The sequence below is a fragment of the Sphingomonas sp. ID0503 genome (assembly GCF_048565625.1).
GTDB lineage: Bacteria > Pseudomonadota > Alphaproteobacteria > Sphingomonadales > Sphingomonadaceae > JBLZUR01.
On the sequence record NZ_JBLZUR010000002.1, the window covers coordinates 2586742 to 2610322 of the forward strand.

A 23581-nucleotide genomic window follows, 5' to 3' on the forward strand; every position below is an offset into this window, starting at 1 on the left:
GTTCGACCAATGCCCAGAGGAGCGGCCACGTTGACGATCGCGGCCGGCCACATTCCGCCGACGCCTGCCACGCCGGCAATGACCGAGCGGGAGGTTGCGCTCGCCATGATCGCGCTCACCGCGTCGTTGTTCGTCGCCCATCTGTCGAACCTCATCGTGCTGACCGCGATGCCGCGGATAACCGCTGATCTCCATGCCACCCAGGCGCACTACACATGGATCATCACGGCCTCGATGCTGACTCTGGCGGTCAGCACGCCGATCTGGGGGCGGATCTCGGACGCGCTTAACAAGAAGCTGCTGATGCAGGTCTGTGTGGCCGCCTATGTCAGCTTCTCGTTCGTCGCGAGCCTGGCACCATCGCCCTGGGTAATCATCGCGTGCCGGGTCGGCATCGGCATCTGCGCCGCCGGGATCATCGTCCTGATGCAGACGATCTCTGCCGCGATCATGTCATCGCGTGCTCGCGCCCGCTGGATCGGCTACCGCGCCGCGGCGATGTCGGTGGCCACTGTGGGCGCGCCATCGATCGGCGGCTTCGTCACGGAACATCTGGGATGGCGGGCCTGCTTCCTGATCGGCATCCCCTTCGCGATCATTTCGATCCTTCTTCTTCGGCGGAACCTCCACTTGCCGCCGCGCGTCGCGGCGGGACGGATCAAGGTTGATTGGATCGGCGCGATCCTGCTTGCCGCGGGAGTAATCGCGCTGCTGTTGTGGATCTCCGTGACAGGCCCCAACCGAGGCTTTTTCTCTCCCATCGGCGGAGGCCTGCTAGTGCTGGCTATCGCCCTGCTCGCCGTGATGACGCTGGTCGAATTGCGGGTCGCGTTGCCGATCCTGCCGCTGGATCTGTTTCGCAGCCGGGATATCACCTTGTGCGTTATCGCCAGCGCCTGTGCGGGCGTCGGCTTTTTCGGCTCAGCAGTGTTTCTTGCCCCTTATCTACAGATCGGACGCGGCCTCAGCCCGAGCGAGGCCGGCCTGATGGCGCTTCCCGAGGCCGGTGGAAGCCTGGTCGCGTCGCTGCTAACAGCGCGGATCATCTCCCGTCACGGGCGCTACAAGCCCACGCTGATTGTCGGCGCTGCAATCCTGCTCGGCGGCTTCGTGCTGCTGGCGACCATCGGGCAAACCACTTCATTTCTGCTGGTGGCGGTCTATGTCGCACTGGTTGGCGCGGGGCTGGGCGTGACCGGAGAAACGCTGACGATCGTCGTCCAGAATGCAGCCAAGATCGGCATCGTCGGGGCCGCGGGCGCGCTCGTCGGGTTCTTCCGCGTGCTAGGCGGCATCGCGGGTGTGGCGGTACTGGGGCTGATCCTGACCACCAGCGTTCAGGCTGATATCACTGCTACCGGAGTGACCGGCTTCGATCCGAGCCGGATTCCGATGCTGCCCGCCCTGCAGCCGGCGTTGCGTACTGCGGTGGAGGCCGCCTATGCGCAGGGCGCGGCGATCGTCTATCTCTGCTGCATCCCGGTCGCCTTGGTAATGCTCGTCGCCATGACAATGCTGAGCGCGGGTTCGCTATCGGACGAGAACCCTCTATCCGCCCGCTGACTATCCACACTGCGAACATATCTGTCCACTGCGCGGATATTCGCGTTCTGCTGCCGAGGCCTGTTGCGCCGTTTCCTGCGCTTTGTTACCATCCGATTACCGCCGAAAAGAGAGCGGTACCTAGGAATAGTCGAGAGATGCTCAAAGGGCGTTCGGCGTTGTGCCGGCGTCAGCGACAGCTTGCGCCAGTTTCAATACCGACAACGAAAAGGAACATGTAACTCAACAGTGGAGCGCAGAGAAAAGTGGAAAACGGGGTTCCAATTCGCGCCGTCAGCCGATCAATCAGCGTATTGCAGGCAATAAATCGTCATGGTTCACTGTCGATGATGGCGATCGCACGGCAGGGAAAGCTGCCCTATCCAACAGCTTTTCGGATCGTCCAGACGCTGATCCATGAAGGACTGGTGGAGCAAGAGCCGGCTCGCAAACGCTATCGCCCCACCGCGCTCGTCCAATCGCTCGCCAATGGCTACAACGCACAGAGCCGCATCGCCGAGGTTGCCCGCCCGCACATGAGCGATTTCACCCGACAGATGGGCTGGCCGCTCTTCGTTTCGGTTCGCGTCGGCACGCAGATGGTGGTGCGGGAATCCACGCATGCGGAGACGTCGCTGACGTTCGATCTCTGCCATCCCGGAGTAACCATCCCGCTGTTGACCAGCGCTACCGGACACGCTTTGTTGTCGACGATCCCCGATGATGAACTTGAGGAGCTCGTCACCTGGGTAAATCGAGAGCGGCCGGACACGGGCCATGTCGAGCTGGAGACACTGCGCCGCTCGGTGACGGAGGTCCGTCATAACGGATATGGCGCGAGGCCTTGTGCGAGTTCGGCCCGAACCTCCTCCATCGCAGTTCCCATCGCGTGCGACGAAGATACGGAAGCCGTCCTGACGATGACTTACTTCAATGCCGCGATGAAGCAGCAAACCGCGATCGAACGCTACGCGACGCCGCTGCGGGTTTCGGCCAGCAAGATTGCAGAGAGCGTTCGCTCGATGGCAGTTAATTAAACCTAGACCTGGTACTGTACGCCATCTCACGGGAAAACTCCGCCTCTGCTGTAGGGAACGTGTCGGAAGGCGGTCGGTCAATTCTCTAATAACCGTACATGTACTATCGGGATCACTCACGAAGGCTCGGCTTGTGGCGTGTCGAAGATACGTCACCCGAGCGCGCGACCGGCGACAAGTCAGGCGAGTTCGAGGAGGATTGAAGACGATCAGTGTCGGTGGCAAGCGTAAGGTACGCCGAACCGGGAAGGCATGCCGGGGCGGCTGACTCTCATCTGACATGACCTGTCGCAAGGGCGAAGGCTGCGCCCGTGGCCGGTAACCGGTTCCGTCAGCGCTGGCGTGGCATCTGCTGGACAGTGCGCCGGTACTCCCGATCCGCATCATCAATCGCGACAAGCAGGTCGTTCATGCACGGGACCTCGTCCACCCGGAACACGCGATCTAGGCTTGCGCCGAGCGCGTCAAGTTCCTGCTGCGTGACCAGCACCACCGCCACGATCCGACCACGTCCCATCCGGGTGCTCCTCTGCTCGAGGCCTGAGAACGGTTATCAGTCCCCTACGGTGCCACTCTTGATCGCAGGGCGTCATCGGGGCACCGCAATCGCATGCCGTGATACCCCATGCCGTAGCAGCCATAGATCATGGTGTTCTGCGAGATGGGTTTACGGGGCTTCTCTCCCGGAAAGATGTAGGAGGCGGGGGGCGTGCTCTCGAAGCTCACGGAGCAGCGCAACCACTTGGGTGGAGAGCGGCACGACGTGCTCGCGGCCCATCTTCATGCAGTCGGCGGGGACGCGCCAGATGGGCTCTGCTCCATTGAGGCGCTCGATCTCGCTCCAGCACGCATGCCGGGTCTCGTTCGTGCGGGCCCAGGTGAGGAGCGTGAAGAGGAGTGATCGCGCGACGCTTGGGGGTCTCCTCGCCGTCATAGCGGTCGATGGCACGCACCAGCTGCGGCAGCTCGTCGATCGCGACACGGGACATGTGCCGCACCCGCGGCTTGGGCTTCGGCAGATCGCCAGATAAGCCGCAGGGATCCTGCGTCCGCCCAGCCTTGCGGGATGGCAACAGCGAAAAACCTGGCTGACATGCTCCTCGAGGCGTCGGCTGACATCGAGTTGGGGCCATCCCCTCGAGACCATGAGGATCATGCAGCACGTCGGCGCTGGTGACCGCGCAGAGGGAGGATGGGCCGATCCTCAGAAAGGCATGGCGGTCGAAACGCGCCATGATCCGGGCGGAATGCGCCATGTCGAGCCCTCGACGCGGCTATTGTGCCATGCGCGCGTCGCTTCCGCGAAGGTGACCCACCGGCACCGCCGCCTTCACACCAGGGTCGCGGCCGGCCGCGAGTGTCAGCTTGCCTCGGCCCGCGTCAGGCGCGCATCCGCGAGGCTCAGAGCGGGATAGTGGCCAAAGGAGAGGAGCTTCTCCTTGTCGGCGTAGCGGTACTTCATCCGTCAGAGGCGCGAGCTATTGGGCGGGACCAGTAGGTATAGAGCCCGCCACCGTAGGCGAGCTTGTAGCCGCGGGGCGACGCTTAGCCTAGGGAGCTACGCATTCCTTGAGGGGCATTGGGGTATCTCCTGAGCGGGTCAGGAGGGTGCCGCCAGAATACCGTCGTCAAATCAGCGTTTCGACATACAGAGGGCGCCGACGGGATATCCCGAGTCCTAGCGACTCGCACCTAAGCTCCGGATATCCGACTTATTCACAAGACGCCCGGATCTCGCTACATTCCCCGGGTCTATAGCTTCTCGGACCTTGACCGCCCTGGAAGTCGCGTATGTCGAGTCCAACCTCCGAGCGGCAGCGAGGCTTAAGCACTTCGGCAATGCTGCGGCCTTCCTCATCGCGATCCAACCCGACGAGCGCTCGCAGAAATCTTTGGCTCGGTACCTCCTTGCGATGGGTCACATCGACGAGAGCTTCGAAAAGGCGACGCCGAACGCACTCACATGTGACCCAGACGCGATACTCTCTGCTCTAGGGTCCGGACCCAATAACGGCTTTTGCTACCGCTTGGATCGTGATTCACTGCGTTGGTGTGGAGGCGGTGGAATGGCTGATTTCTTCTGGTTTTCCGATGCGCAGTGGGAGCGGATCGCACCACTGCTGCCGACGGACGTTCGCGGCAAGGCACGTGTGGATGATCGCCGGGTGCTGAGCGGGATCGTGCATGCGCTCCGCTGCGGCGGTCGCTGGGTGGACTGCTCGGACGTGTACGGGCCAAAGAAGACGCTCTACAATCGCTTCGTGCGCTGGTCCGAGCGCGGCATCTGGGAGGGGATTTTCAGCGCGCTGGCAGGCGCCGACGACGCGCCGGACCGGCTGTTCATCGATAGCAGCTGCATCAAGGTCCACCGCTGCGCAGGCGGTGGAAAAGGGGGGCCTTGGCCCATGGTATCGGCCGCACCAAAGGCGGCCGGAACACCAAGGTCCATGCCGTCTGCGACGCCAAGGGCCGCCCTCACGTCCTCCTGCTGACGCCCGGCAACGTCCACGACTGCAAGGTCGCCAAGACCTGCATCGCGGCGCTGCCCCCATCCGTCGAACTCGTCGCCGACAAGGGCTATGACAGTCAGGAGTTGCGCGAGTGGCTCGACCAGCGCGGCACCCAGGCCGTCATCCCGCCGCGCTGCAACCGCAAGGTCCAGTACGACTACGACCGCACCATCTACAAACAGCGCAACGTCATCGAGCGCATGTTCTGCCGCCTCAAGGACTGGAGGCGGCTCGCCACCCGCTTCGATCGCAACATCAAGAACTTCATGAGCGCTATCGCCCTCGCCGCCACCGTCATCTGGTGGTTGTGAGTCCGGACCCTAACAACCGGATCGGAGGCATCCGATCCGGTGTGAACGACCCACTTCCGGCCGCTCAGGCTGCCCCGCGCACGTCCCAACTCCGGCCGTTCATTAAGCACAGGGGCGCGCAGCTCAGTCGCGATGATAAGTTGGTCGATTAAGCCTGCGGCTCTTGCGTCGCTGGCACTGTAGGCAAGTGGCGGCTCACCTTGATCTCCAGCAGCCGAACGAGCTCGGGCTGCATGAAGTCGTAGTCGTCTGGTATGTCCAGGCAGATCACGCGCCTGCCCCCGAGAGCTGCCCGGAAGGGTCGCTGCAGCTTACTACGGTGCGCCTTTTCCATGACGAAGATCACGTCGGCCCACGCGACCAGCTCGGCCGTGAGCGGCTTGTCGGTGTCGTGATTGGTGCCGGCAAAGTCCACCTCTTGGTCCTGCCGCGAGAACACCTGCTCGGCGTTGGGGCTGCGCAGCCTGTTCTGGCTGCACACGAACAGTACCGTCTGGGTGCGTGGGCGGCTCAACCCTGATCCCTACACGCCGCGCCAGGTGAGTGGACCTGGCGTCGCGTCGGCCGAAAAGTCGACCTGGAGGACGCGTCGTCGTCGCGGCGGATCGGCAGCGAGTGAGGCGTGAACGATGGAGGTGGCGTACAACCAGACGTCACCGCGCTCGGCGAGACAGAGCCGCTCGCCGGACATCGCCACCAAGTGCTCGATCTCGGTTTCGGGCAGGCGGCCGAGCCTGTGCGAGCCGGGTACGATGCGGAGGGGCGCGTTGCGTTCGTCAACCGCATCCAAGTGCACGCGCAGCGTCACCATACGCTCGAGGAGGTCGAAGGGCGGCTCCACCTGGATCAGTCCGGACTTGATCGTCCACGGCCCGTACCCGTCCATGTCGATACGCTCCTCGACCACGATCGTGCGATCCTGGTGCCAGCCGAGCGCCCAGTTTCGCTCCGCGGTCTTGTCAAATAGGATCGCACGTACGGCGCGAGCCTGTTCTCCGAGCACGGATGCCGCGACCGCGCCGATGGGTCCGGCGATGTCAAGGAAGGGCTGCAGCTGTCGCCCCTCCGCTATCCGCACGCCAGGCCTGCTACTCGGCAGCTCGGCCAAGGCAATCTCGAGGCGACCGCACGCAGCTTCGTCCAAAGCTTGCGCGAACAGCCGCGCTCCATCATCGTTGAGGGTGAGGTCAGCGGAGCGGCAGACGGTTGCGAGCATGAGGCTGAGGCTAGCCGGACCTACTCTCGGCGTCGACCCAGACCCACTTTCAGACGTCTGGAGAGTAGCCGGGAGGTCGCGAAGCGGACGCCCGTTCATCGGGCACGACACTCCAAAACAAGCTCGCAGACTGCCGTTAGGTCCGCCAATCTAGAAACGCTAACGACCGCGCACGCCATAGTTCCTCGGCTCAAACCTTGGAGGGTGTGAGTTCGCCGTTGTTCTCGGCACCGATTTAGTAGCTCGCATTGGCCAGGTACCGGACATGGGCAGCGAGTTCCCAAATTTGGTCAGCGGTATAGCGGAGGCTGGCGTTCAAATGGGTGTACGCACTCCGGCGTATCATCCCGCAGTCAATCTCGTCAGTCCGCCTGTTGCGGCGCCTTGATCGTCGAGCCGTCCGCGAACACGATCTGCTCCGGCTCAAATCGGAACTTTTTTGACCCGTCGATTTGCATAACCTTCTTATCGTTATCCATGAACTTGTTGATCTCCATGCCGAGCTCAACGATCTTCTTCTCGCCCGGATCGATGCTCTCCTCAAATTGCATCGGGACCCGGACGAACACGTCGCCGAAGGTGTCGATGAACACGGCTTCCCCTTTTAAGGCCTTGATTGATTTGGCTCCGAGGTTTTGGACGGCGAACGAGAGCGACTCGTAATCTTCGTAACGCTCCGTTTCGAAGGAACTCGGATGGAACTCCGCGTTGATGAACGCGACGGTGACGGTCTTGCCGATCTGCTCTGCCAACGCTTTGCGCTTCTGTTCGACCTCTGCCTTCAAAGCCTCCGCCTTCTGCTGACTTTCTGTCAGATTAGCCGCCCACTTTCGCTGCGCCTCGATTGCGTCGCCGACGGTGCCGGCCCCGTCGGCGAGCTCCTGCCCGCCGAAGGCTTTGGCCATCTCACGCCGCATCAGATAACCGAGCAGCAGCTTCTTCTGCTCGTCATCAAGGCGCTTCCCGATCTCCGCCAGCTTGGGGTCGTCGGCCGAGGTGGGTAAAGCTTCCTTCGTGACCGAGTTACACGCCGTCAGCGCGAGCGCCGAAGCGACTAGAACGGTGATAAGCCGCATGATTCCCCCTGCTGTCGTCCCCCGCGCTACTCACACGATAACAATCGATCAGGTCAACCCGCGTGATTGACCAGAGACGCAGTCCATCGGGCGGACGCTAATCGGGAAGCTACTATTGGGAGGGAAAAAGCGCGACGCAGGCGAAGCCGACCGTCATGGCAAGCACCCGCAGGTACCAGACCGATGTTCGCACAGCGAAGCCGAGCTTTGTAGCGGATCACCAGGGCTAGATTTCCGCGCGTGACAAGACCCAAGACCCGCCATTCACGCGCCACCTCCGGATGCCCACAACCCGCCGCTTGTTCATCACGGCGAAGCGACCGCTCGGGAAAGTCCATCCCACTCGACTGGTGCCAGCTCCAGCACTAGATCACGATTTTCGCCTGCATCGACATCGGTCTGACAAAAACGCTGGCGAAGCTCGTCAACGCGGCCGTTAACTGAATCCTAATGCGCGATGCCTCGTGAAACCCGTTCACGTCAATTTGCGGAAACGCTGACCCACATAGAGGTCATTTGGCTGGGGTAAGTTCCTGGGTGGAACTCCCTAAGCACACGTCCTCGATCGGAGTCTGAGAAGACGGGGCCAAGACGGTTACTTGTGAATCTACGGGCAAACGAGCTGATGCCGCCTTCTTTGCCCAGCACACGGTGTCTGAGCTCTGGACCTGGTCCGACCATCACTGGAGAACGCCGGCCACCTGACCGAGCCGATGCGCTAAGGCTGGGACCCATAAACCGGATTCACACAGCGGCCCGGGTGTGATTCAGCCTCCGCGTTGATGCGGAGGATTGGATGGCGGGCGAGTTCTGGTTGAGCGACGAGCAGTGGGTCCGGCTGAAGCCGCTGTTGCCGAACAAGCCGCCGGGTGTCCCGCGGGTCGACGACCCCCAGGTGATCAGCGGCATCGTGCACGTGCTCCAATCCGGCTGTCGATGGAAGGACGCGTCGGCCTTCTACGGGCCGCCCAAGACGCTCTATAACCGGTGCGTGCGCTGGGCGGCCAAGGGCGTGTGGCGCGATGTCTTCGAGGCCCTGGCGGCGGCAAACGGGCCACCGTCCGAAGTGCTTATCGACAGCACGCATGTGAAGGCACACCGCTCGGCAGCGGGCGGTAAAGGGGGCTCACGCGCAGGCGATCGGCAGCAGCAGGGGCGGCCGCAACACCAAGGTTCACGCCATCACCAACCAATACGGCCGGCCGCTTGCCTTCCACCTGACGCCTGGTCAGGCTGCCGACTGCCGCGCGGCAGAACATCTGCTGGGCAACCTGCCCGAACGCTGCATCGTCCACGGACCGTCGGCGGCTCGCAACACGCTACGACCGGATCGCCGACAACTTTCTCGGCGCAATCCACGTCGCCGCCGCCATCATGTGGTGGTTGTGAGTCCTAGCCCTAGGAGCCGGCGAATGAACGCTTCAAGTGGTCAGATGGGATGCGGCCTTGGCCCGGGTCGGCGACGCAATGCAGGCGCTCGGCCATCCCGACCAGGCGGAGTTCTATTGCTCGGGCTCGCCTTCAACGAGGCGGCGTTCCTCGATCAGCTTCTGGCGCGTGAGTTATGGACTAACAATTTCCCGGACTGCTCGAACATGTGCCACGAGGTTACCGGCCGCCCAAGACGCTCTATAACCGGTGCGTGCGCTGGGCGGCCAAGGGCGTGTGACGCGATGTCTTCGAGGCCCTGGCGGCGGCAGGCGGGCCACCGTCCGAAGTGCTTATCGACGGCACGCATGTGAAGGCACACCGCTCGGCAGCGGGCAGTAAAGGGGGGCTCACGCGCAGGCGATCGGCAGCAGCAGGGGCGGCCGCAACACCAAAGTTCACGCCACCACCACTTCTGCAACCTCGTTCATGACTCGCGCTCTTAGTCGAGCGCCACGCCGCAAGCTACTGCCATGGCGCTCATCCTCGTCGGACGACGATTGACCCCATCGTCGATCACGTCCGCCGAGGCGGCAGTGGAGGTCGTCGCCGAATGAGCGTTCCTCCCGACATCGCGGCTGTGATGGGAAGGCGGTGCCAATTGCCTGCCCCTTCGAGCCTGTTATCGAGCCTGTCATGACAAGTCTCCCCCAAGACCTGAGGGCGCTCGTGGTCGGGGTGAACGTACCGGCGATGGAGGAGATTGCCGGCGCGCTCCGCCACAGCGTGCGCGACCTGCGATCGCTTTCGCTCGAGATACCTCCGACTGAGGCAGAGCTCCGCGACGTGCTCGCCGACAGCCCAACGCCCGACTTTCTCATAATCGGGGTCGCCGGCGCTGAGCGCGTGTCGCGCCCGTTGCTGGAGTGGGAGTTGACGGCCTGGCGGCATGCGGCAGATCTGCCGCAGCTCGCGTTCATTCAGACGCTCCAGGCGCTCAAGGCGATCCTTGGCGAGGCCGACGCGTCGATCATCGCGGTCGGTCCAACCATCGGTCAGGTCGGCTGCGCCGGTCATGTCCCGCTCGCCACTGCGGCCGCTGGCCAGCTCGGTGCGATGAAGTCGACCGCGCGGCAGTGGGGGGGCCGTGTGCGCCTCAACTGGTTGTCGGTATGGACCCCCTTATTGTTCCCCGAAATAGCAGACGCCGAGCTGCCGGAGCAGGTGGAACTCGGCGAATACATACCTTCGCTGCGGCGCCGACCCTCCATGGATGATGTGGCGCGCGCCGCGCTGTTGCTGGGCAGCCCCGGATCGTCGGCGCTGACGGGCCAGATCCTGATGGTGGATGGCGGGGAGTGGATGCTGGCATGACGAGCCTTCTTTCAGGACGCAGCGCGATCGTTACCGGCGCAGGCAGCGGCATCGGACGCGACTTGGCACTTTCGCTCGCCGCTGCAGGCGCGCGTGTCGGCGTGGGGGTGCGACGGATCGAAACGGGCGAGGAAACGGTTGCGATGGTCACTGCGGCCGGTGGCGAAGCGTTGCCAATCGCCCTCGACGTGACCGACGACCGCGTGATCGCGTCCGCCGTGCCCACGATCGCAGATCGCTTCGGCGGCATCGACATCGTCATCCATAATGCGAACAACGCAGCCTCGGCGCTTCCGACCGCCGCAATGGAGATAACCCCGGAGAGCTGGGACGCTCAAGCGGCGGTCACTCTTCAGGGCGCTTTTGCCATGGCCAAGAGCTGCCACCCGTATCTGCGCGCCTCGGGTCGCGGACGGTTCGTCGTTATGACGTCAGCGTTTGGCTATCACGGAGCGGCGATGAACACGATTTACGCAGCGCAGAAATCCTCGTTTCGCGGGCTCATCAAGTCGCTAGCGCGCGAGTGGGGCGGTGATGAGATCACCGTCAATTCAATCGCACCTGCTGCGGCGACCGAGGCCACTCGCCTCTTCTTCGACCAAAATCCACCCTGCAAGGCAGCCTATCTGCGCAAATTCCCGCTTGGCCGAATGGGCGATCCGCGCGCCGATATCGCCGAGGCGGCGGTCGCCCTCTGCTCCGATGCGTTGAGCTACATGACCGGACAGACGCTCTTCATGGACGGGGGCCTCTACCCATCTGCCTGAGGGGCGATCTAATGAGGTACCGTTGAGCGAGGACCTGACCGAGCGCGCTTCAAGCTGTTTGGCGAGATCATGGGCGAGGATAGCGCGGCGCAGATGCGTGCCGGCCTCAATGACAACCATTTCGGCGCGGCGATCGGCAAGCTCGCGCTCGGCCCCGCGATGCTGGAGGAGATGCTCGAAACAGCGCCGCTTTGCTGGCATGAGCCAGCGGATGCGGAGCATGCGCCAGCCGGTGATCGCCGCCGTCAACGGTATCGCGGCTGGTGCGGGGATGGCGATCGCGGTTGCTGCCGACATGCGCATCGCATCGCCCACTTCTCGCTTCCTCGTCGCTTCTGTGCGCATCGGGCTCAGCGCGGGCGAGAGCAGAATCAGCTATCATCTTCCGTGCTGGATCGGGGCGGGTCGAGCGTTTGCAGATTTGCTGACCGGCCGTCCGAACGAGCGGGAAGAGGCAGTGATGAATTGCTTGGCGCTGCGGATGGTCGAAGCGGATCAGCTTGAGGAGGCGGCGCTCGCACAGGCGACGACAATCTGCGCCGACAGTCCGTTTCCTGTCGCTGAGACGAAGCTATTGATGTGGCGGAGCCTCGACGCACTCAGCTAGGGTCAGGACTCATTGTGGTAGCCAGAAGATGATGGCGGCGGCGATGCAGATGGCCGAGAAGAAGGTGTGCGCGCATCGGTCATAGCGTGTGTGGATGCGTCGCCAGTCTTTGAGGCGGGCGAACATGTTTTCGACGCGATGACGCTGGCGGTAGAGGGTGGTGTCGTGCGGGATCGGCACCTTGCGCGAGCGGGTGGACGGGATGCAGGGCGCGATCCCGCGTTGAGCGAGTGCGGCGCGGAAGCGGTTGCTGTCGTAGCCGCGGTCGCCGAGCAGTTCGCGGGCAGGCGGCAAGACCGGCAACAGCAGGGCAGCACCTTTGTGGTCGCTCATCTGCCCTTCGGTCAGCAGCATCGCGACGGGGCGCCCCTGTCCGTCGCAAACGGCGTGGAGCTTCGAGTTCAGCCCGCCTCTGGTCCGGCCGATGCAGCGGGGAGCAGCCCCTTTTTGGCAAGGCTCGCCGCCGTGCGGTGCGCCTTCAGGTGGGTGGCGTCGATCATTAGCCGTTCGGGCGGGGCACCCTCGGCCGCGAGCCCTGCGAATATGCGCTCGAACACGCCGAGCCGGCTCCACCGCACGAAGCGATTATACAGCGTCTTGTGCGGTCCGTAGCCAGCCGGCGCATCCTTCCACTGGAGGCCGTGGCGGATGACGTAGACGATCCCGCTCACCACCCGTCGATCATCAACCCGCCGCAGCCCGCGCGAGCGCGGGAAGAACGGCTCGATGCGCGCCATCTGTGCGCGCGACAACAGCATCAGGTCGGACATGGCTCACCTCCGACCCGATTGGAATCACATGCTCACGCCGTCGTAAAGGGTCCTGAGCCTAGACATGGCGCTTGCGATCGAGAACCCGACGCAAAATGTCGCCAACTCGACAGCCGATCATAAGGAAGTGGTACGGGCTTTTGCGGAAAAGCGGCCGCCCGGTTTCAAGGGAGAGTGAGCGAGATGGTCGTGAGCAAAGAGGAATTCAACGGGAAGGTCGCGCTCGTAACCGGCGGGGCTGCCGGCATCGGCCGCGCGACCGCGCTCGGCCTGGCAGCCGGCGGCGCGCAGGTAGTGGTGAGCGACATCGCCGTTGAGGCTGGTGAAGCGGTCGCGGCCGAGATCCGCGCCGCCGGGGGCAGCGCGCACTTTCGCCGCGCGGATGCGACGCAGGGAAGTGAGGTGCGCGAGCTCGTCGCCTTCGCCGCAGGCCTCACCGGCCGGCTGGACATCGCCCACAACAATGTCGGCTTCAGCTGGGGCACTGGCGTCGAGGACATCACCGAGGAGGACTGGGACAAGACCGTCGACCTCTGTATGAAGGCGCCGTGGCTCTGCATGAAGTCGGAGCTGCCCCTGATGGTGGCGAAAGGCACTGGCGCGATCGTAAACACCGCATCGATGTCCGGTGTCCGCTATTCGGAGGTGGCGAACGTCGCCTATTCGGCTGCCAAGGCCGCAGTCATCCACATGACGCGCTATGTCGCAGTCGCCTATGCCAAGCACGGCATCCGCGTCAACGCGGTCTCACCCGGGCTGGTGAAGACGCAGGCGGTGGAGAAGTTCCTGGACCCTGAGCAGCAAAATGCGCTTGCCGCCATGTCGCAGCCGATCGGACGGATCATCTCGCCGGACGAGATCGCCGACGCCGTCATCTGGCTCTGCTCCGGGGCGGCCTCCATGGTGACTGGTGAGAATGTCTGCGTGGCCGGAGGGCACCAGGCGCTCTGATCGAGCCGCTGTCCGGCGGCCGAGTCAGTCGGCCGTCCAAGCCTTGTCAAGTTGCGGCAGCTGGAGTGTGAAAGAATGCCAGCGGCGGCTAGTCTGAGCTGACGTGACCCCGGCCCTCACCCAACCGGAACCAGAGACCGGCGGTTGTTGAGCTGCTACCCGTTCTTGGACCACTCTGCTGGCCGTCATCCAGCATCTGCCATCAGCGGCGGGCCATGTGCCGCTGACCGGTTCACCAGCGATATCGGCGGCTTGTTACCGATGGCGCTATGCGGTCGCACCTCGTTGTAGTCTCTGCGCCAAGCCTCGCATTTTCGGACAGTCGTCGAGGCTCATGAACCAGTGCTGGTTCAGGCATTTCGCCCGGAACTTCCCGTTGAAGGACTCGATGAACGCGTTGTCCGTTGGCTTTCCAGGCCGGCTGAAGTCGAGCGTGACGCCGCGGGTGTACGCCCACAGGTCCAGGTCGCGCGAGATGAACTCGCTGCCCTGGTCGACCCGGATCGAGGCCGGATAGCCCACCTCGCTGCAGACCCGTTCGAGCACCGCCACAACGTCGGGAGCTCGAAAGCTGAACCGCGGCACCACGGCCGGCGAGAACCGGCTGAACGTGTCGACCGCCGTCAGGATACGCAGCTTCGGCCCCGTCGCGAGTTGGTCATGGACGAAGTCCATCGCCCATACCTCATTAGAACAAGACGCCGCGCAGCGGGCTTCCCTCAGCTTCGCCTTCACCCGGCGCTTCGGCGGCTTGTGTCGCAGCTGCAGCCCCATCTCCTTGTAAAGCCGATAGATCCGCTTCGCGTTCACGTCCCAGCCTTCCCGCCGGAGCAGCACGTGGATGCGGCGATAGCCGTAACGCACCCGCGTCTCGGCGATCTCCTTCATCCGCCTCTTCAGGTCGGCCTGATCGGCGCGGCACTCACGATAGTGGTAGCTCGACCGCTCCGCCCGGAGCACCCTGCAGGCCCGCCTGATGCTGACCTGCCATGTGCTGCGGACATCGTCGACGAGCTGCCGGCGCCGGTCAGGCCTTAGAGCTTTCGCGACACGACATCCTGCAACATCGCCTTGTCGAGGCTCAGATCAGCGACCAGTCGCTTCAGCTTGACGTTCTCCTCCTCGAGTTGGCGCAGCCGTCGCATCTCCGAGGGCATCAGACCCGCATACTTCTTGCGCCACGCATAGAACGTTGCCTCGCTGATCCCCGTCTTCCGGCACACCTCGCCCACGCTCGTGCCATCCTCCGCCTGCTTCAGCACGAAGGCAATCTGCGCCTCTGAGAACTTCGATCTCTTCATCGCTCACTCCGCTTCCCTGGCCCTCCTTCATAACTGGAATTTTCCAGCTCAAAGCGGTCCAAAAAACGGGCAGCAGGTCAGCTGCAGCGTCGAGCTTTTGCCCTTGAAAGGCCCATGCTATGGCAGAGATAAGGACGATGCCGACGCCGGACCAAATCGCATAGGCTATGCCGGTGGCATGGTCCGCAATGTTGTCGACAGGAAATAGAAGGCAACACCGTATCCCGCAATCGTGGTGGCTGCCCATGGAGGGTGCGTGAACCCGTTGGACTGCTTCATGGCGGTGGTACCGAGGACTTCAGCGACAATGGCGATAGCAAGCGTAAAATAGGTCATGCTCGGTCCCGTAGCACAAGGATCGTGACCAAATCTTGGTCGCCCGGGATGTCCGCGCTTCGAAGGGCAGCCGACCAAGAACATTGCAGCAGCGAAGCCCCCCGAGCGACTACCAGGTAAGCGGATCGAGCGCCACGGTCGAGGAGATCATCCGCACCGAGCAGCTCTGGAGGGCGAAGCTGCAGAGCCGCGAAACGGGCCTCAACCGCAACTGAGTGCCAGCGATCACGAAACAACAAAAAAACCGCTTCGAGAGATCCCCGAACGGTATGGGATGTTTGATGTTGGTTGCGGGGACCTGCAGCCACTTTGATTTGCTCACCCACGGGCGACTGCCTTCACCAAGTGCTTGATGTAAAGCATACATTTCAGTGGTCATATTCAAACTGATGTCGAGGATCAGTTGCTTTCGCCGCTCGTTTTCTTCTTTGCTCTCTTCCAGAAATAGCAGAAGGTATTAGCCGCTAGGTCCCTAGGATATTCACGCACAGCGACGCTCCTAGGCATGAACCTTATTCATGCAAACTTGGTTTGAAAATGTAGGTCCTGCGCTCAGTGTTGGCCGAGAGACCTATCCGGCAACAGTGCCGACCCATCGTCTGAATCAGTTGCCAGATCCAAGCTTGTGATTTACTTCGGCGCCATACGGATGGCTCTATCGAGACGGATCGTCTCTCCGTTCAGCATAGGGTTTTCGATGATACTCTGCACCAGCTGAGCGTCCTCGTCAGGCTGGCCTAGGCGGCTGGGAAACGGCACCTGCTTTCCTAGCGAGTCCTGCGCATCCTGGGGGAGGGGGGCGAGCAGCGGCGTCAGGAAGATCCCCGGAGCGATCGTCATGACCCGAATTCCGTAACGCGCGAATTCGCGCGCTACCGGTAATGTCATGCCGACGATGCCGCCCTTTGACGCGGCGTAAGCCGCCTGCCCGATCTGGCCATCGAACGCCGCCACGGACGCCGTGTTGATGATGACGCCGCGCTCCTCACCGACGGTGTCCGCGTCGTGTATCCGCGCCGCGAACTTCGATAGGACGTTAAAGCTGCCGATCAGGTTGATCGTCACGATCTTCGAGAAACCGGTAAGCAGGATCGCCCTGCCCTCACGGTCGATGACCTTGGCAGGCGGTCCGATTCCGGCGCAATTGACGAGGATGCGTGCCTTGCCGTGGACGCCTTCAGCCTCTTCGACCGCAGCTTCGACCGCCGCCTCGTCGGTGACGTCGAGCGAGATGAAGCGGCCGCCGATCTCCTGCGCGACCTCGGCACCCAGCGTCGCATTGAGATCGAAGATCGTCACGCGCGCACCCGCCGCCGCCAGCCGCCGCGCCGTTCCTGCACCCAGTCCGGACGCGCCTCCGGTGACGATTGCCGGAACACCTTCAATCTTCATTTTCTAAGTCCTTGATGGAGGCCGAACGGCGCAATAAAGCGACCGACGGCCTGAGGCACAAGACACCGGTCCGCAGAACTATGATCGGCACAGTGCATCATCAGGGCACAACAAACGGCGCCATCTAAGATCCCCAGCCGGCGCAGTGCAGGCTGGGGCAGTCACGTCAGAACTTGACGGACACCTCCGCACCAAGCGTCTGCGGCGCACCCGGGATTGCGGTGTTGAAGCCGCCTGCTGCACCTTCCACATACCCGGCCTGGTAATACTTCTCCTTGAACAGGTTCTTGGCGTAGAGGCCAGCCGAGATGGGGCTGCCCATGATCTCGTTCCAGCTCAGGCGAGCCGCCACGGTCGTGTACCCCTTGATGCGGGTGCCCGGCGTGATCGAGAAGTTGTTGTTCGAGAAGTAGGTGTAGGTCTGCGAGAAGCTGTCCATGCGGAAGTGGACGTCGCCCACGTCGGACGGCACCGGCAGCTTCAAGTCGAAGTAGAACGACCCCGTCCACTTCGGCGCGTCTGGATAGGAGTCGAAGGGAACCACGAAGCCGGGATTACCCGTCTGGACCGACAAATCTACCAGATTATCCGTGTACTTGGCGTCGGTGTAGGCGCCGGAAACGCCGAGCTTCAGCCATTCGGTCGCCTCGATATCTGCATCGACCTCGACACCCTTGATCTTCGCCTTCGGCACGTTGACCGTGAACGCCGACGGCGCTCCCGCCACGACCGCGTAGAGGGAGTGCTGCGCCTTCTTCACGATCTGCTGATAGGCGGCGACGTTGAAGTGCGCACGACGTCCGCCCACACGGCCGTTGAACTTATAACCAATCTCAAAGTCGTGGGTGTACTCGTTACCGAAGAAGTTGGCGTTGTTGTACGGGACGACCGCACCATTGAAGTTGCCGGCGCGGAAACTTCCGCGCTGCGTGAAGTAGACCTGGTTACGCGGGTTGAACTGGTACTGGATGCTGGCGTTCCAGCTCGGAGCATTCAGGGTCTTCTTCTGCCGCGGAAAGCCAGCCACGAAGGCGTGGTCGTCATACGGACGCAGGCTGACTGTTTCCCAGGTGTAGCGCGCGCCGCCCGTGATCTTCAGCCCCTCGGCGATCGCATCGGACAGGTCGTAGGTCGCCTGACCATAGACCGCTCGCGATTCCGTCTTGTTCTTCGTGTGGTAGAGAACCTGACCGGCCGGCGTCGGCAGGTCGCCGCCGACGATCACCGGGATCGCCTCTTCTTTGGTCGCGTAATTGTAGAAGCCGCCGATGATGAATTCGAGCTTCCCGTCGGCGGTCGTTCCCTGGATCTGCGCTTCCTCGGAAATGCTCTTGTTGCGGAACACCTCGCCACCCGGCGGGCCCGCGAAGTCGCCGGTCAGGTTGTACAGGTCCAGCGAGGCGAAGGGCGACCCGCTCAGGATGCCGGGCGTGCGCGCGAACGTCTTCTGATAGCCGAAGATGTTCTTGAACGTGAGATCGTCGCTCAGGTCGATCGACGTGGTGTTGGAGAGAAAGTAGCTGTGCGCCTTATGCGGCAGATCGTACGCGAGATACGTCTTATACGGGTTCTTCTTTTGCCAGGCGAGGTAGCCCGCCACACCGCCGGGGAAGGTGCCCGGACCGGGAGGCCCGTTGCCGACGCCGGGGAACAGGCCCAGTGAATAGAGCGTGTCGAGCGTGGTGGTCAGATTGTAGGTGATACCGGTCTGCGCCGACGTGTTCGTCGACCCGAACGGATAATAGGAATAAAGCTGGCCGTTCGACTCCGTACCGCCGAAGTCGCTGTATGAGAACACGGTCGTATTCTCGATACCCTCGGTCGGCTTCAGGACTAGGGTGACACGGCCTGACTTGTTGTCGATGTCGCCGAGGGTGTTGCCCGTCAGCATGTTGCGGACATAGCCGTCCTGCTTCTGGTAATCACCGGCGATGCGGATGAGGACTTTTTCGGGGACGACGGGAATATCAATCGCGCCCTGAACCTGGATCAGGTCGCGCTCACCGGCGCGAACGGTGGCGAAGCCGCCGAAATCCTCGCCCGGCTTGGTCGAGGCGTAGAGCACCGCGCCGCCTGTGGCGTTACGGCCGAACAGCGTGCCCTGTGGACCCTTCAGCACCTGGACGGAGGAGAAATCGTAGAAGGACGTCGCGGAATTGCCGCCGGTAAACGGCACTTCGTTCAGATACGTGAGCACGGCTGGGCTCGCCCCGGAAAAGGGGTCGAGGGTCTGGCCGCGCAGCGTGAAGCTGAGCTGGTTCTGGTTCTGGCCGTTCTTGACGACGAGACCAGGGACAAGCGCGGCAAGGTCCTGCTCCTGCGTCACCACGCGGGTCTGCAGCGTGTCGGACGACAGGGCGGCGACGGACAGTGGAACGCGCGACAGCGACTCTTCGCGGCGCTGCGCGGTGACGACGATATCGCCCGGCTCCACTACCGCCGCCTGAGGCACCTGTCCCGCCTGCTGGGGAGCCTCCTGTGGGGTCGGCGCTTGAGCGAATGCGGCCGTTCCAAAAGCGCCCGACAGGATCATCGCCATGCCGGCGGAGGAAAGTCGCAGAGCGGCCATATGTGCCGACTTCCGGTGCGATGCGGTGCCCGTCGCCGATTGCGAAGCCGATTGGATAGTCTTCATCGTTTCCGTCTCCTCGCCTGTGTTCGTCTTTGATCCTGCGCCGATCCGCCCTGCCAAGCGGGGTTCGGCCAGGGAGTTAGGTATGTCGTCGGGCTGAAAGGGTGATGTTGGCCGCGCGGCGCGCAACATGTTCCTGTTCGGCAACCCTCACGCACATCCCTCCGTTGGACCGCGGCGCCAATCGGAGCGTTCGCGGCGGTTCCGCACCCTTGATCGGGCGTCTTGGTTGATGAGCCTAATTGCTGTTAGGCAATGCCGCAAGAGAAATGATGCCTTTGAGCGATTTTCCGCCTGTCGATTTGTCGGCGTTCTAAAAGCGCGCATCCCCCTCGAACTACCAAGGGACGCCTACTTCCGGGCGCGTGACCGAACTATAGAGGGAGCCGACTAGGCGCGCACGCCTTGCTCCCACCGAACGGTCATTAGGAAGGCAGGGGGATGCCGCAGGCAAAATCACCCGATCCCGCCAGACTATATCGATCTCAATGCGCCAGCATACCCGCATCCACGAGGTGCTCGGCTCCAGTGATGTAAGACGATTCGTCTGACGCCAGGAACAGGACCAGGTTCGAAACCTCGACCGGATCGGCGATGCGGCCCAGGGGAATCTGCGCCAGCGCGTCCCCGCCACCCTCGTCCGTCGCCTCGACCATCATCGGCGTCTGAATGAAGCCCGGATGGACCGAATTCACCCGGATGTTGTGCTTGCCGTACTCCATCGCCGCCGCCTTGGTCATGCCACGGACGGCGAACTTGCTCGCGACATAGGCGAGACTTGGAAAGCCGTAATTCGCCGCCATGCCTGCAATCGAGGAGATGTTGACGATGGACCCCTTGCCCGCCTCGATCATCGCGGGAAGTACGGCGCGCATGCCATAGAACACCGAATGTTGATTCACGGCGCACACAAGGTCGTACCCCTCGTCCTCCAACTCTACTGTGGCCGCGACAGGTCCGAGGATGCCGGCATTGTTGACGAGGACGTCGACGGTGCCGTGAAGATCGAGCGTAGCGGCAACAATCTTCTTCCAGGAGGAGACGTTGGTCACATCATGGCTGAGGAAGGTCGCGGCGGTGCCGATCTCCTTGGCCAGCGCAGACCCGCTTTCGGCGTTGAGATCGGTAAGCACGACCTTGGCGCCCTCCCTCGCGAAGATGCGCGCATGCGACGCACCCATTCCGCGCCCCGCCCCCGTGATGATGGCCACCTTGCCGTTCAGCCGCATATCTCTCTCCGGTAACCGACTTTACCTAATCACCGTTATCTGACGTTCGTGCGCCAACCCTGTCAAGGTCTCCGCGAAGACCTCCCGACCGCGCTTACACTCACACGCTAAGGAAATATGCCATATCTCCTGATCTTAGCTTCAATCGATCATCGGCGGCGAGCTCCCGAAAAAGGCTGATGTGAATTCGGGCTTGCGCTCCCGGTCTAACTACCATTAGCCTAGCGTGAGACGGTCGGATCAACCGATCCGGACTAAACCAATATTTCTGATAGGCTCGTGTGCGAGCAGGTGCGAGAGGGATTGAAATGCACGCCAAGGCTGCGGTTCTGGTCGAAAAGAACCGTCTCGAAACCTGGGACGTCAAGATCCACGATCCGGAGCCGGGCGGCGCTCTGGTCCGCACCATCCTGGGCGGCGTTTGCGGCAGCGACGTGCATATCCTGACCGGTGAGGCGGGTGAGATGCCCTTCCCCATCATCCTCGGTCATGAGGGCGTGGGGCAGATCGAGAAGCTGGGCGCCGGTGTGTTCACCGATTATGCGGGCACGCCGGTAAAGGCGGGCGATCTCGTCGTCTGGTCGCCCATCGCGCTCTGCCATCGCTGCTATTCCTGCACGATCCTCGAAGAAACGCCCTGCGAGAACAGCCAGTTCTTCGAGGACGCGGCTAAACCGAACTGGGGTAGCTACGCCGATTACGCCTGGCTGCCCAACAACATGCCATTTTACCGCCTGCCGGACGGTGCGCGGCCCGATGCGATCGCCGCGCTCGGCTGTGCGTTACCGACGGTTCTACGCGGCTTCGACCGCTGCGGCCCCGTCGGCTTCGGTGACTCTGTGGTAGTCCAGGGTGCTGGACCAGTCGGGCTGTCGGCCGTGCTGGTGGCGGCGGAGGCGGGCGCGCGTGAGATCATCGTGATCGATGGCGCCCCGGCGCGGCTCGACGCGGCGGTTAAGATGGGTGCGACCGCGACCGTCTCGCTGAGCCTCCCGGCCGAGGAGCGTATGCGGGCGATCTACGATCGGGTCGGAAAGCAGGGGCCGGATATCGTGATCGAGGCGGCGGGCGCCCTTCCCGCCTTTCCCGAGGGCGTCGATATCAGCGGCATCCATTCGCGTTACATCATTCTCGGCCTCTGGGGCGCGATCGGCACGCAACCGATCTCGCCGCGAGACCTGACGCTGAAGAATCTGACGATTGGCGGCGCGTCCTTCCCTGCGCCGAAGAACTACTACCAGGCGATGCAGTTCGCCGCGCGCGTGCAGGATCGCGTGCCGCTCGCCGAACTCGTCAGCCACCGCTTCTCGATCAACCAGGCGGCTGAGGCGCTTCAGGTCACAAAGACCGGGGTTGCCACCAAGGCCGTTATCGACCCCACCATCAGCTAAGGAACGCAGTCATGGACGCTGACACGCTTCCCCCACCCGCCGTCAAGCACCGCGCGCCTGTTCCCAACTACGTCCCTCCGGAACTCATTCGCGAGGTCGACGCCTATGCGCTCGACGGCATCGAAGAAGGCGTCCACGAGGCTTGGAAGAAGGTGCAGGGCGCGGATACCCCGCCGCTGATCTGGACGCCTTTCACCGGCGGCCACTGGATTGCGACGCGCGGCGTTCTGATCGATGAAATCTACCGCAGCCCGGATCGCTTCTCCAGCCGGGTCATCTGGGTCCCGCGCGAAGCGGGCGAGGCTTATGCGATGGTCCCCACCAAGATGGACCCGCCCGAACATACGCCGTACAGAAAGGCGCTCGACAAGGGCCTGAACCTCGCCGAGATGAGGAAGGTCGAAAGCGACATTCGCGCGGTCGCCATCGAACTGATCGAAGGCTTCGCCGCCGAGGGACGCTGCGACTTCGCGCGGGATTTCGCAGGCATCTTCCCGGTCAAGGTGTTCCTGACTTTGGCCGGCCTGCCGCTGGAGGACGCACCGAAGCTGAACATCCTCGCCAAAGACATGACCCACCCGACCGGCGACACGCCCGAGGAGCAGGGCCGCACGCTTGACGCGGCGAACAAGGGGTTCTTCGCCTACGTCGCCCCGATCATCGCGGAACGGCGTGGCGGCACCGGCACCGATCTCATCACCAAAATGGTGAACAGCGAGATCAACGGGGCGCCGATCTCGGAAGAGAAGGCACTCGGGCTGGTTTCGCTGCTGCTGCTCGGCGGCCTCGACACCGTCGTCAACTTCCTCAGCTTCATGATGATCTACCTCGCGCGCCATCCCGAGACGGTGGAGGAAATGCGGGCCGATCCGATGAAGCTGCAGCGCGGGGTCGAGGAGATGTTCCGCCGGTTCGCGGTGGTCTCGGACGCCCGCTATGTCGTCGAGGACATGGAGTATTATGGCACGCAGTTGAAGGCCGGCGACCTCATCCTCCTGCCGACTGCGTTGCACGGGTTGGACGACACGCAGCACGACGATCCCATGAAGGTCGATCTGTCGCGCAAGAACGTCGCGCACTCGACCTTTGCCCAGGGGCCGCATCGCTGCGCTGGCATGCACCTGGCCCGGCTGGAGGTGATGGTCACGCTGCAGGAATGGCTCGCGCGAATTCCGACTTTCGCGTTGGAAGAAGGGGCCGCGCCGATTTATCACGCGGGCATCGTGGCTGCGGTCGAGAATGTGCCGCTCGTTTGGGAGGTTCCGGCGCACTCATGACCCTCGTCAAGGACGTGGCCAGCTTCCGGCAGATCCTCGGTCACTATCCGACCGGCGTCTGCGCGATCACCGGCATGCAGGCGGACGGAACGCCGGCGGCGATGATCGTCGGCTCCTTCACGTCGGTGTCGCTCGATCCGCCGCTGGTCGCCTTCTTCCCAGACAAGGGGTCATCGAGCTGGCCGAAGATCGAGGCTTGCGACGGGTTCTGCGTGAATGTGCTAGCGGACAGCCAGGAGCCGCTCTGCCGCACGCTCGCATCCAAGGATCCGAACAAGTTCGAGGGCGTGCCGCATCATCATTCTGAGCGCGGCGCGCCGATCATCGACGGCGCGCTGGCGTGGATCGATTGCTCCTTCTACGCCAAGCATGAGGCGGGCGATCACTACATCGTGATCGGCGAGGTCCATTCGCTGGACATCCACCATCCCGGCACGCCGCTCCTCTTCCACAAGGGCGCATACGGCAAGGTCGCGCCGCTCCTGTAGAGCGGC

The 23581-nt window shown here is 63.0% G+C and carries 21 protein-coding genes and 5 pseudogenes; 15 read left to right on the top strand and 11 right to left on the bottom strand.

Annotated features, from left to right (window positions below; genetic code table 11):
- The first annotated feature begins 30 nt into the window (after positions 1 to 30).
- Together ACM608_RS13630 and ACM608_RS13635 are read left to right on the top strand one after the other, a co-directional pair.
- Positions 31 to 1563, top strand: a complete 1533-nt coding sequence (locus tag ACM608_RS13630) for an MFS transporter (RefSeq protein ID WP_419683891.1) — start codon at positions 31 to 33, stop codon at positions 1561 to 1563.
- 245 nt (positions 1564 to 1808) lie between these two features.
- Positions 1809 to 2579 (top strand): IclR family transcriptional regulator domain-containing protein, encoded by a 771-nt coding sequence (locus tag ACM608_RS13635; protein WP_419683893.1) that lies wholly within the window; start codon positions 1809 to 1811, stop codon positions 2577 to 2579.
- 331 nt (positions 2580 to 2910) lie between these two features.
- On the opposite strand, the gene ACM608_RS13640 is transcribed toward ACM608_RS13635, so the two are convergent.
- Positions 2911 to 3096, bottom strand: coding sequence for a hypothetical protein (locus tag ACM608_RS13640; protein ID WP_419683895.1), 186 nt, complete (start codon positions 3094 to 3096; stop codon positions 2911 to 2913).
- A gap of 192 nt (positions 3097 to 3288) precedes the next feature.
- On the opposite strand from ACM608_RS13640, the gene ACM608_RS13645 reads away from it, so the two are divergent.
- Entirely contained in the window at positions 3289 to 3480 is a 192-nt protein-coding gene (locus ACM608_RS13645) for a hypothetical protein (RefSeq protein WP_419683896.1), read from the top strand.
- A 459-nt stretch (positions 3481 to 3939) separates the two neighbouring features.
- Here the strand turns inward: ACM608_RS13645 and ACM608_RS13650 are convergent, their stop codons facing one another.
- On the bottom strand, positions 3940 to 4041 hold the full coding sequence (locus tag ACM608_RS13650; RefSeq protein ID WP_419683897.1) for an Arm DNA-binding domain-containing protein: 102 nt from the start codon (positions 4039 to 4041) through the stop codon (positions 3940 to 3942).
- A gap of 604 nt (positions 4042 to 4645) precedes the next feature.
- On the opposite strand from ACM608_RS13650, the gene ACM608_RS13655 reads away from it, so the two are divergent.
- A protein-coding gene (locus tag ACM608_RS13655; RefSeq protein WP_419681188.1) for an IS5 family transposase occupies positions 4646 to 5400 on the top strand; the annotation gives its coding sequence in 2 pieces (ribosomal slippage) (positions 4646 to 4987 and positions 4990 to 5400; 753 coding nt in all).
- Between the two features lie 148 nt (positions 5401 to 5548).
- Here the strand turns inward: ACM608_RS13655 and ACM608_RS13660 are convergent.
- The 3 genes from ACM608_RS13660 to ACM608_RS13670 all read right to left on the bottom strand — a co-directional run bounded on the left by ACM608_RS13660 (position 5549) and on the right by ACM608_RS13670 (position 7692).
- Positions 5549 to 5914 carry a low molecular weight protein tyrosine phosphatase family protein gene (locus ACM608_RS13660; protein ID WP_419683898.1) on the bottom strand — a complete coding sequence of 122 codons (366 nt, stop codon included), beginning with the start codon at positions 5912 to 5914 and terminating at the stop codon, positions 5549 to 5551.
- 9 nt (positions 5915 to 5923) lie between these two features.
- A complete protein-coding gene (locus ACM608_RS13665) occupies positions 5924 to 6616 on the bottom strand; it encodes a phytanoyl-CoA dioxygenase family protein (protein ID WP_419683899.1) in 693 nt (230 codons plus the stop codon).
- A gap of 362 nt (positions 6617 to 6978) precedes the next feature.
- Entirely contained in the window at positions 6979 to 7692 is a 714-nt protein-coding gene (locus ACM608_RS13670; RefSeq protein WP_419683901.1) for a hypothetical protein, read from the bottom strand.
- A 796-nt stretch (positions 7693 to 8488) separates the two neighbouring features.
- Here ACM608_RS13670 and ACM608_RS13675 point away from each other — a divergent pair.
- The 6 genes and pseudogenes from ACM608_RS13675 (at position 8489) to ACM608_RS13700 (ending at position 11808) form a co-directional block, all read left to right on the top strand.
- Positions 8489 to 9081: pseudogene (locus tag ACM608_RS13675) on the top strand (IS5 family transposase).
- A gap of 39 nt (positions 9082 to 9120) precedes the next feature.
- Positions 9121 to 9305: pseudogene (locus ACM608_RS13680) on the top strand (hypothetical protein); the annotation flags it as partial.
- Positions 9302 to 9531: pseudogene (locus ACM608_RS13685) on the top strand (IS5/IS1182 family transposase); the annotation flags it as partial. The pseudogenes ACM608_RS13680 and ACM608_RS13685, both read left to right, overlap by 4 nt.
- A 282-nt stretch (positions 9532 to 9813) precedes the next feature.
- A complete protein-coding gene (locus tag ACM608_RS13690) occupies positions 9814 to 10434 on the top strand; it encodes an SDR family oxidoreductase (protein ID WP_419683903.1) in 621 nt (206 codons plus the stop codon).
- On the top strand, positions 10431 to 11201 hold the full coding sequence (locus ACM608_RS13695) for an SDR family NAD(P)-dependent oxidoreductase (protein WP_419683905.1): 771 nt from the start codon (positions 10431 to 10433) through the stop codon (positions 11199 to 11201). The genes ACM608_RS13690 and ACM608_RS13695 overlap by 4 nt, the downstream gene beginning before the upstream one ends.
- A 232-nt stretch (positions 11202 to 11433) precedes the next feature.
- Positions 11434 to 11808, top strand: a complete 375-nt coding sequence (locus ACM608_RS13700; protein ID WP_419683907.1) for an enoyl-CoA hydratase-related protein — start codon at positions 11434 to 11436, stop codon at positions 11806 to 11808.
- Between the two features lie 9 nt (positions 11809 to 11817).
- Here the strand turns inward: ACM608_RS13700 and ACM608_RS13705 are convergent.
- A protein-coding gene (locus ACM608_RS13705; protein WP_419682130.1) for an IS5 family transposase occupies positions 11818 to 12578 on the bottom strand; the annotation gives its coding sequence in 2 pieces (ribosomal slippage) (positions 11818 to 12245 and positions 12245 to 12578; 762 coding nt in all).
- A gap of 183 nt (positions 12579 to 12761) precedes the next feature.
- On the opposite strand from ACM608_RS13705, the gene ACM608_RS13710 reads away from it, so the two are divergent.
- Positions 12762 to 13529: an SDR family NAD(P)-dependent oxidoreductase gene (locus ACM608_RS13710; protein ID WP_419683909.1), complete on the top strand. Its 768-nt coding sequence runs from the start codon at positions 12762 to 12764 to the stop codon at positions 13527 to 13529.
- Positions 13530 to 13714: 185 nt separating this feature from the next.
- Here the strand turns inward: ACM608_RS13710 and ACM608_RS13715 are convergent.
- Together ACM608_RS13715 and ACM608_RS13720 are read right to left on the bottom strand one after the other, a co-directional pair.
- Positions 13715 to 14830: pseudogene (locus ACM608_RS13715) on the bottom strand (IS3 family transposase).
- A gap of 142 nt (positions 14831 to 14972) precedes the next feature.
- A pseudogene (locus ACM608_RS13720) lies at positions 14973 to 15250 on the bottom strand (DMT family transporter); the annotation flags it as partial.
- Between ACM608_RS13720 and ACM608_RS13725 the strand changes: the two are divergent.
- The gene (locus ACM608_RS13725; protein WP_419683911.1) at positions 15250 to 15381 is read left to right on the top strand and encodes a hypothetical protein; all 132 of its coding nucleotides are present in this window, start codon (positions 15250 to 15252) and stop codon (positions 15379 to 15381) included. The pseudogene ACM608_RS13720 and the gene ACM608_RS13725 overlap by 1 nt on opposite strands.
- Before the next feature lie 415 nt (positions 15382 to 15796).
- On the opposite strand, the gene ACM608_RS13730 is transcribed toward ACM608_RS13725, so the two are convergent.
- From ACM608_RS13730 to ACM608_RS13740, 3 genes are all read right to left on the bottom strand, one after another.
- A complete protein-coding gene (locus ACM608_RS13730) occupies positions 15797 to 16558 on the bottom strand; it encodes an SDR family NAD(P)-dependent oxidoreductase (protein ID WP_419683913.1) in 762 nt (253 codons plus the stop codon).
- Positions 16559 to 16724: 166 nt separating this feature from the next.
- Entirely contained in the window at positions 16725 to 19193 is a 2469-nt protein-coding gene (locus ACM608_RS13735) for a TonB-dependent receptor (protein WP_419683915.1), read from the bottom strand.
- Positions 19194 to 19675: 482 nt separating this feature from the next.
- Positions 19676 to 20419 carry a glucose 1-dehydrogenase gene (locus ACM608_RS13740; protein ID WP_419683917.1) on the bottom strand — a complete coding sequence of 248 codons (744 nt, stop codon included), beginning with the start codon at positions 20417 to 20419 and terminating at the stop codon, positions 19676 to 19678.
- A 308-nt stretch (positions 20420 to 20727) separates the two neighbouring features.
- Here ACM608_RS13740 and ACM608_RS13745 point away from each other — a divergent pair, with 308 nt between their 5' ends.
- From ACM608_RS13745 to ACM608_RS13755, 3 genes are read left to right on the top strand one after another with little or no spacing between them, the layout of a single operon-like run.
- Positions 20728 to 21810, top strand: coding sequence for a zinc-binding dehydrogenase (locus ACM608_RS13745; protein WP_419683919.1), 1083 nt, complete (start codon positions 20728 to 20730; stop codon positions 21808 to 21810).
- 11 nt (positions 21811 to 21821) lie between these two features.
- Entirely contained in the window at positions 21822 to 23087 is a 1266-nt protein-coding gene (locus tag ACM608_RS13750) for a cytochrome P450 (protein ID WP_419683921.1), read from the top strand.
- The gene (locus ACM608_RS13755) at positions 23084 to 23575 is read left to right on the top strand and encodes a flavin reductase family protein (protein ID WP_419683922.1); all 492 of its coding nucleotides are present in this window, start codon (positions 23084 to 23086) and stop codon (positions 23573 to 23575) included. Before ACM608_RS13750 ends, ACM608_RS13755 begins: the two co-directional genes overlap by 4 nt.
- Positions 23576 to 23581 lie beyond the last annotated feature (6 nt).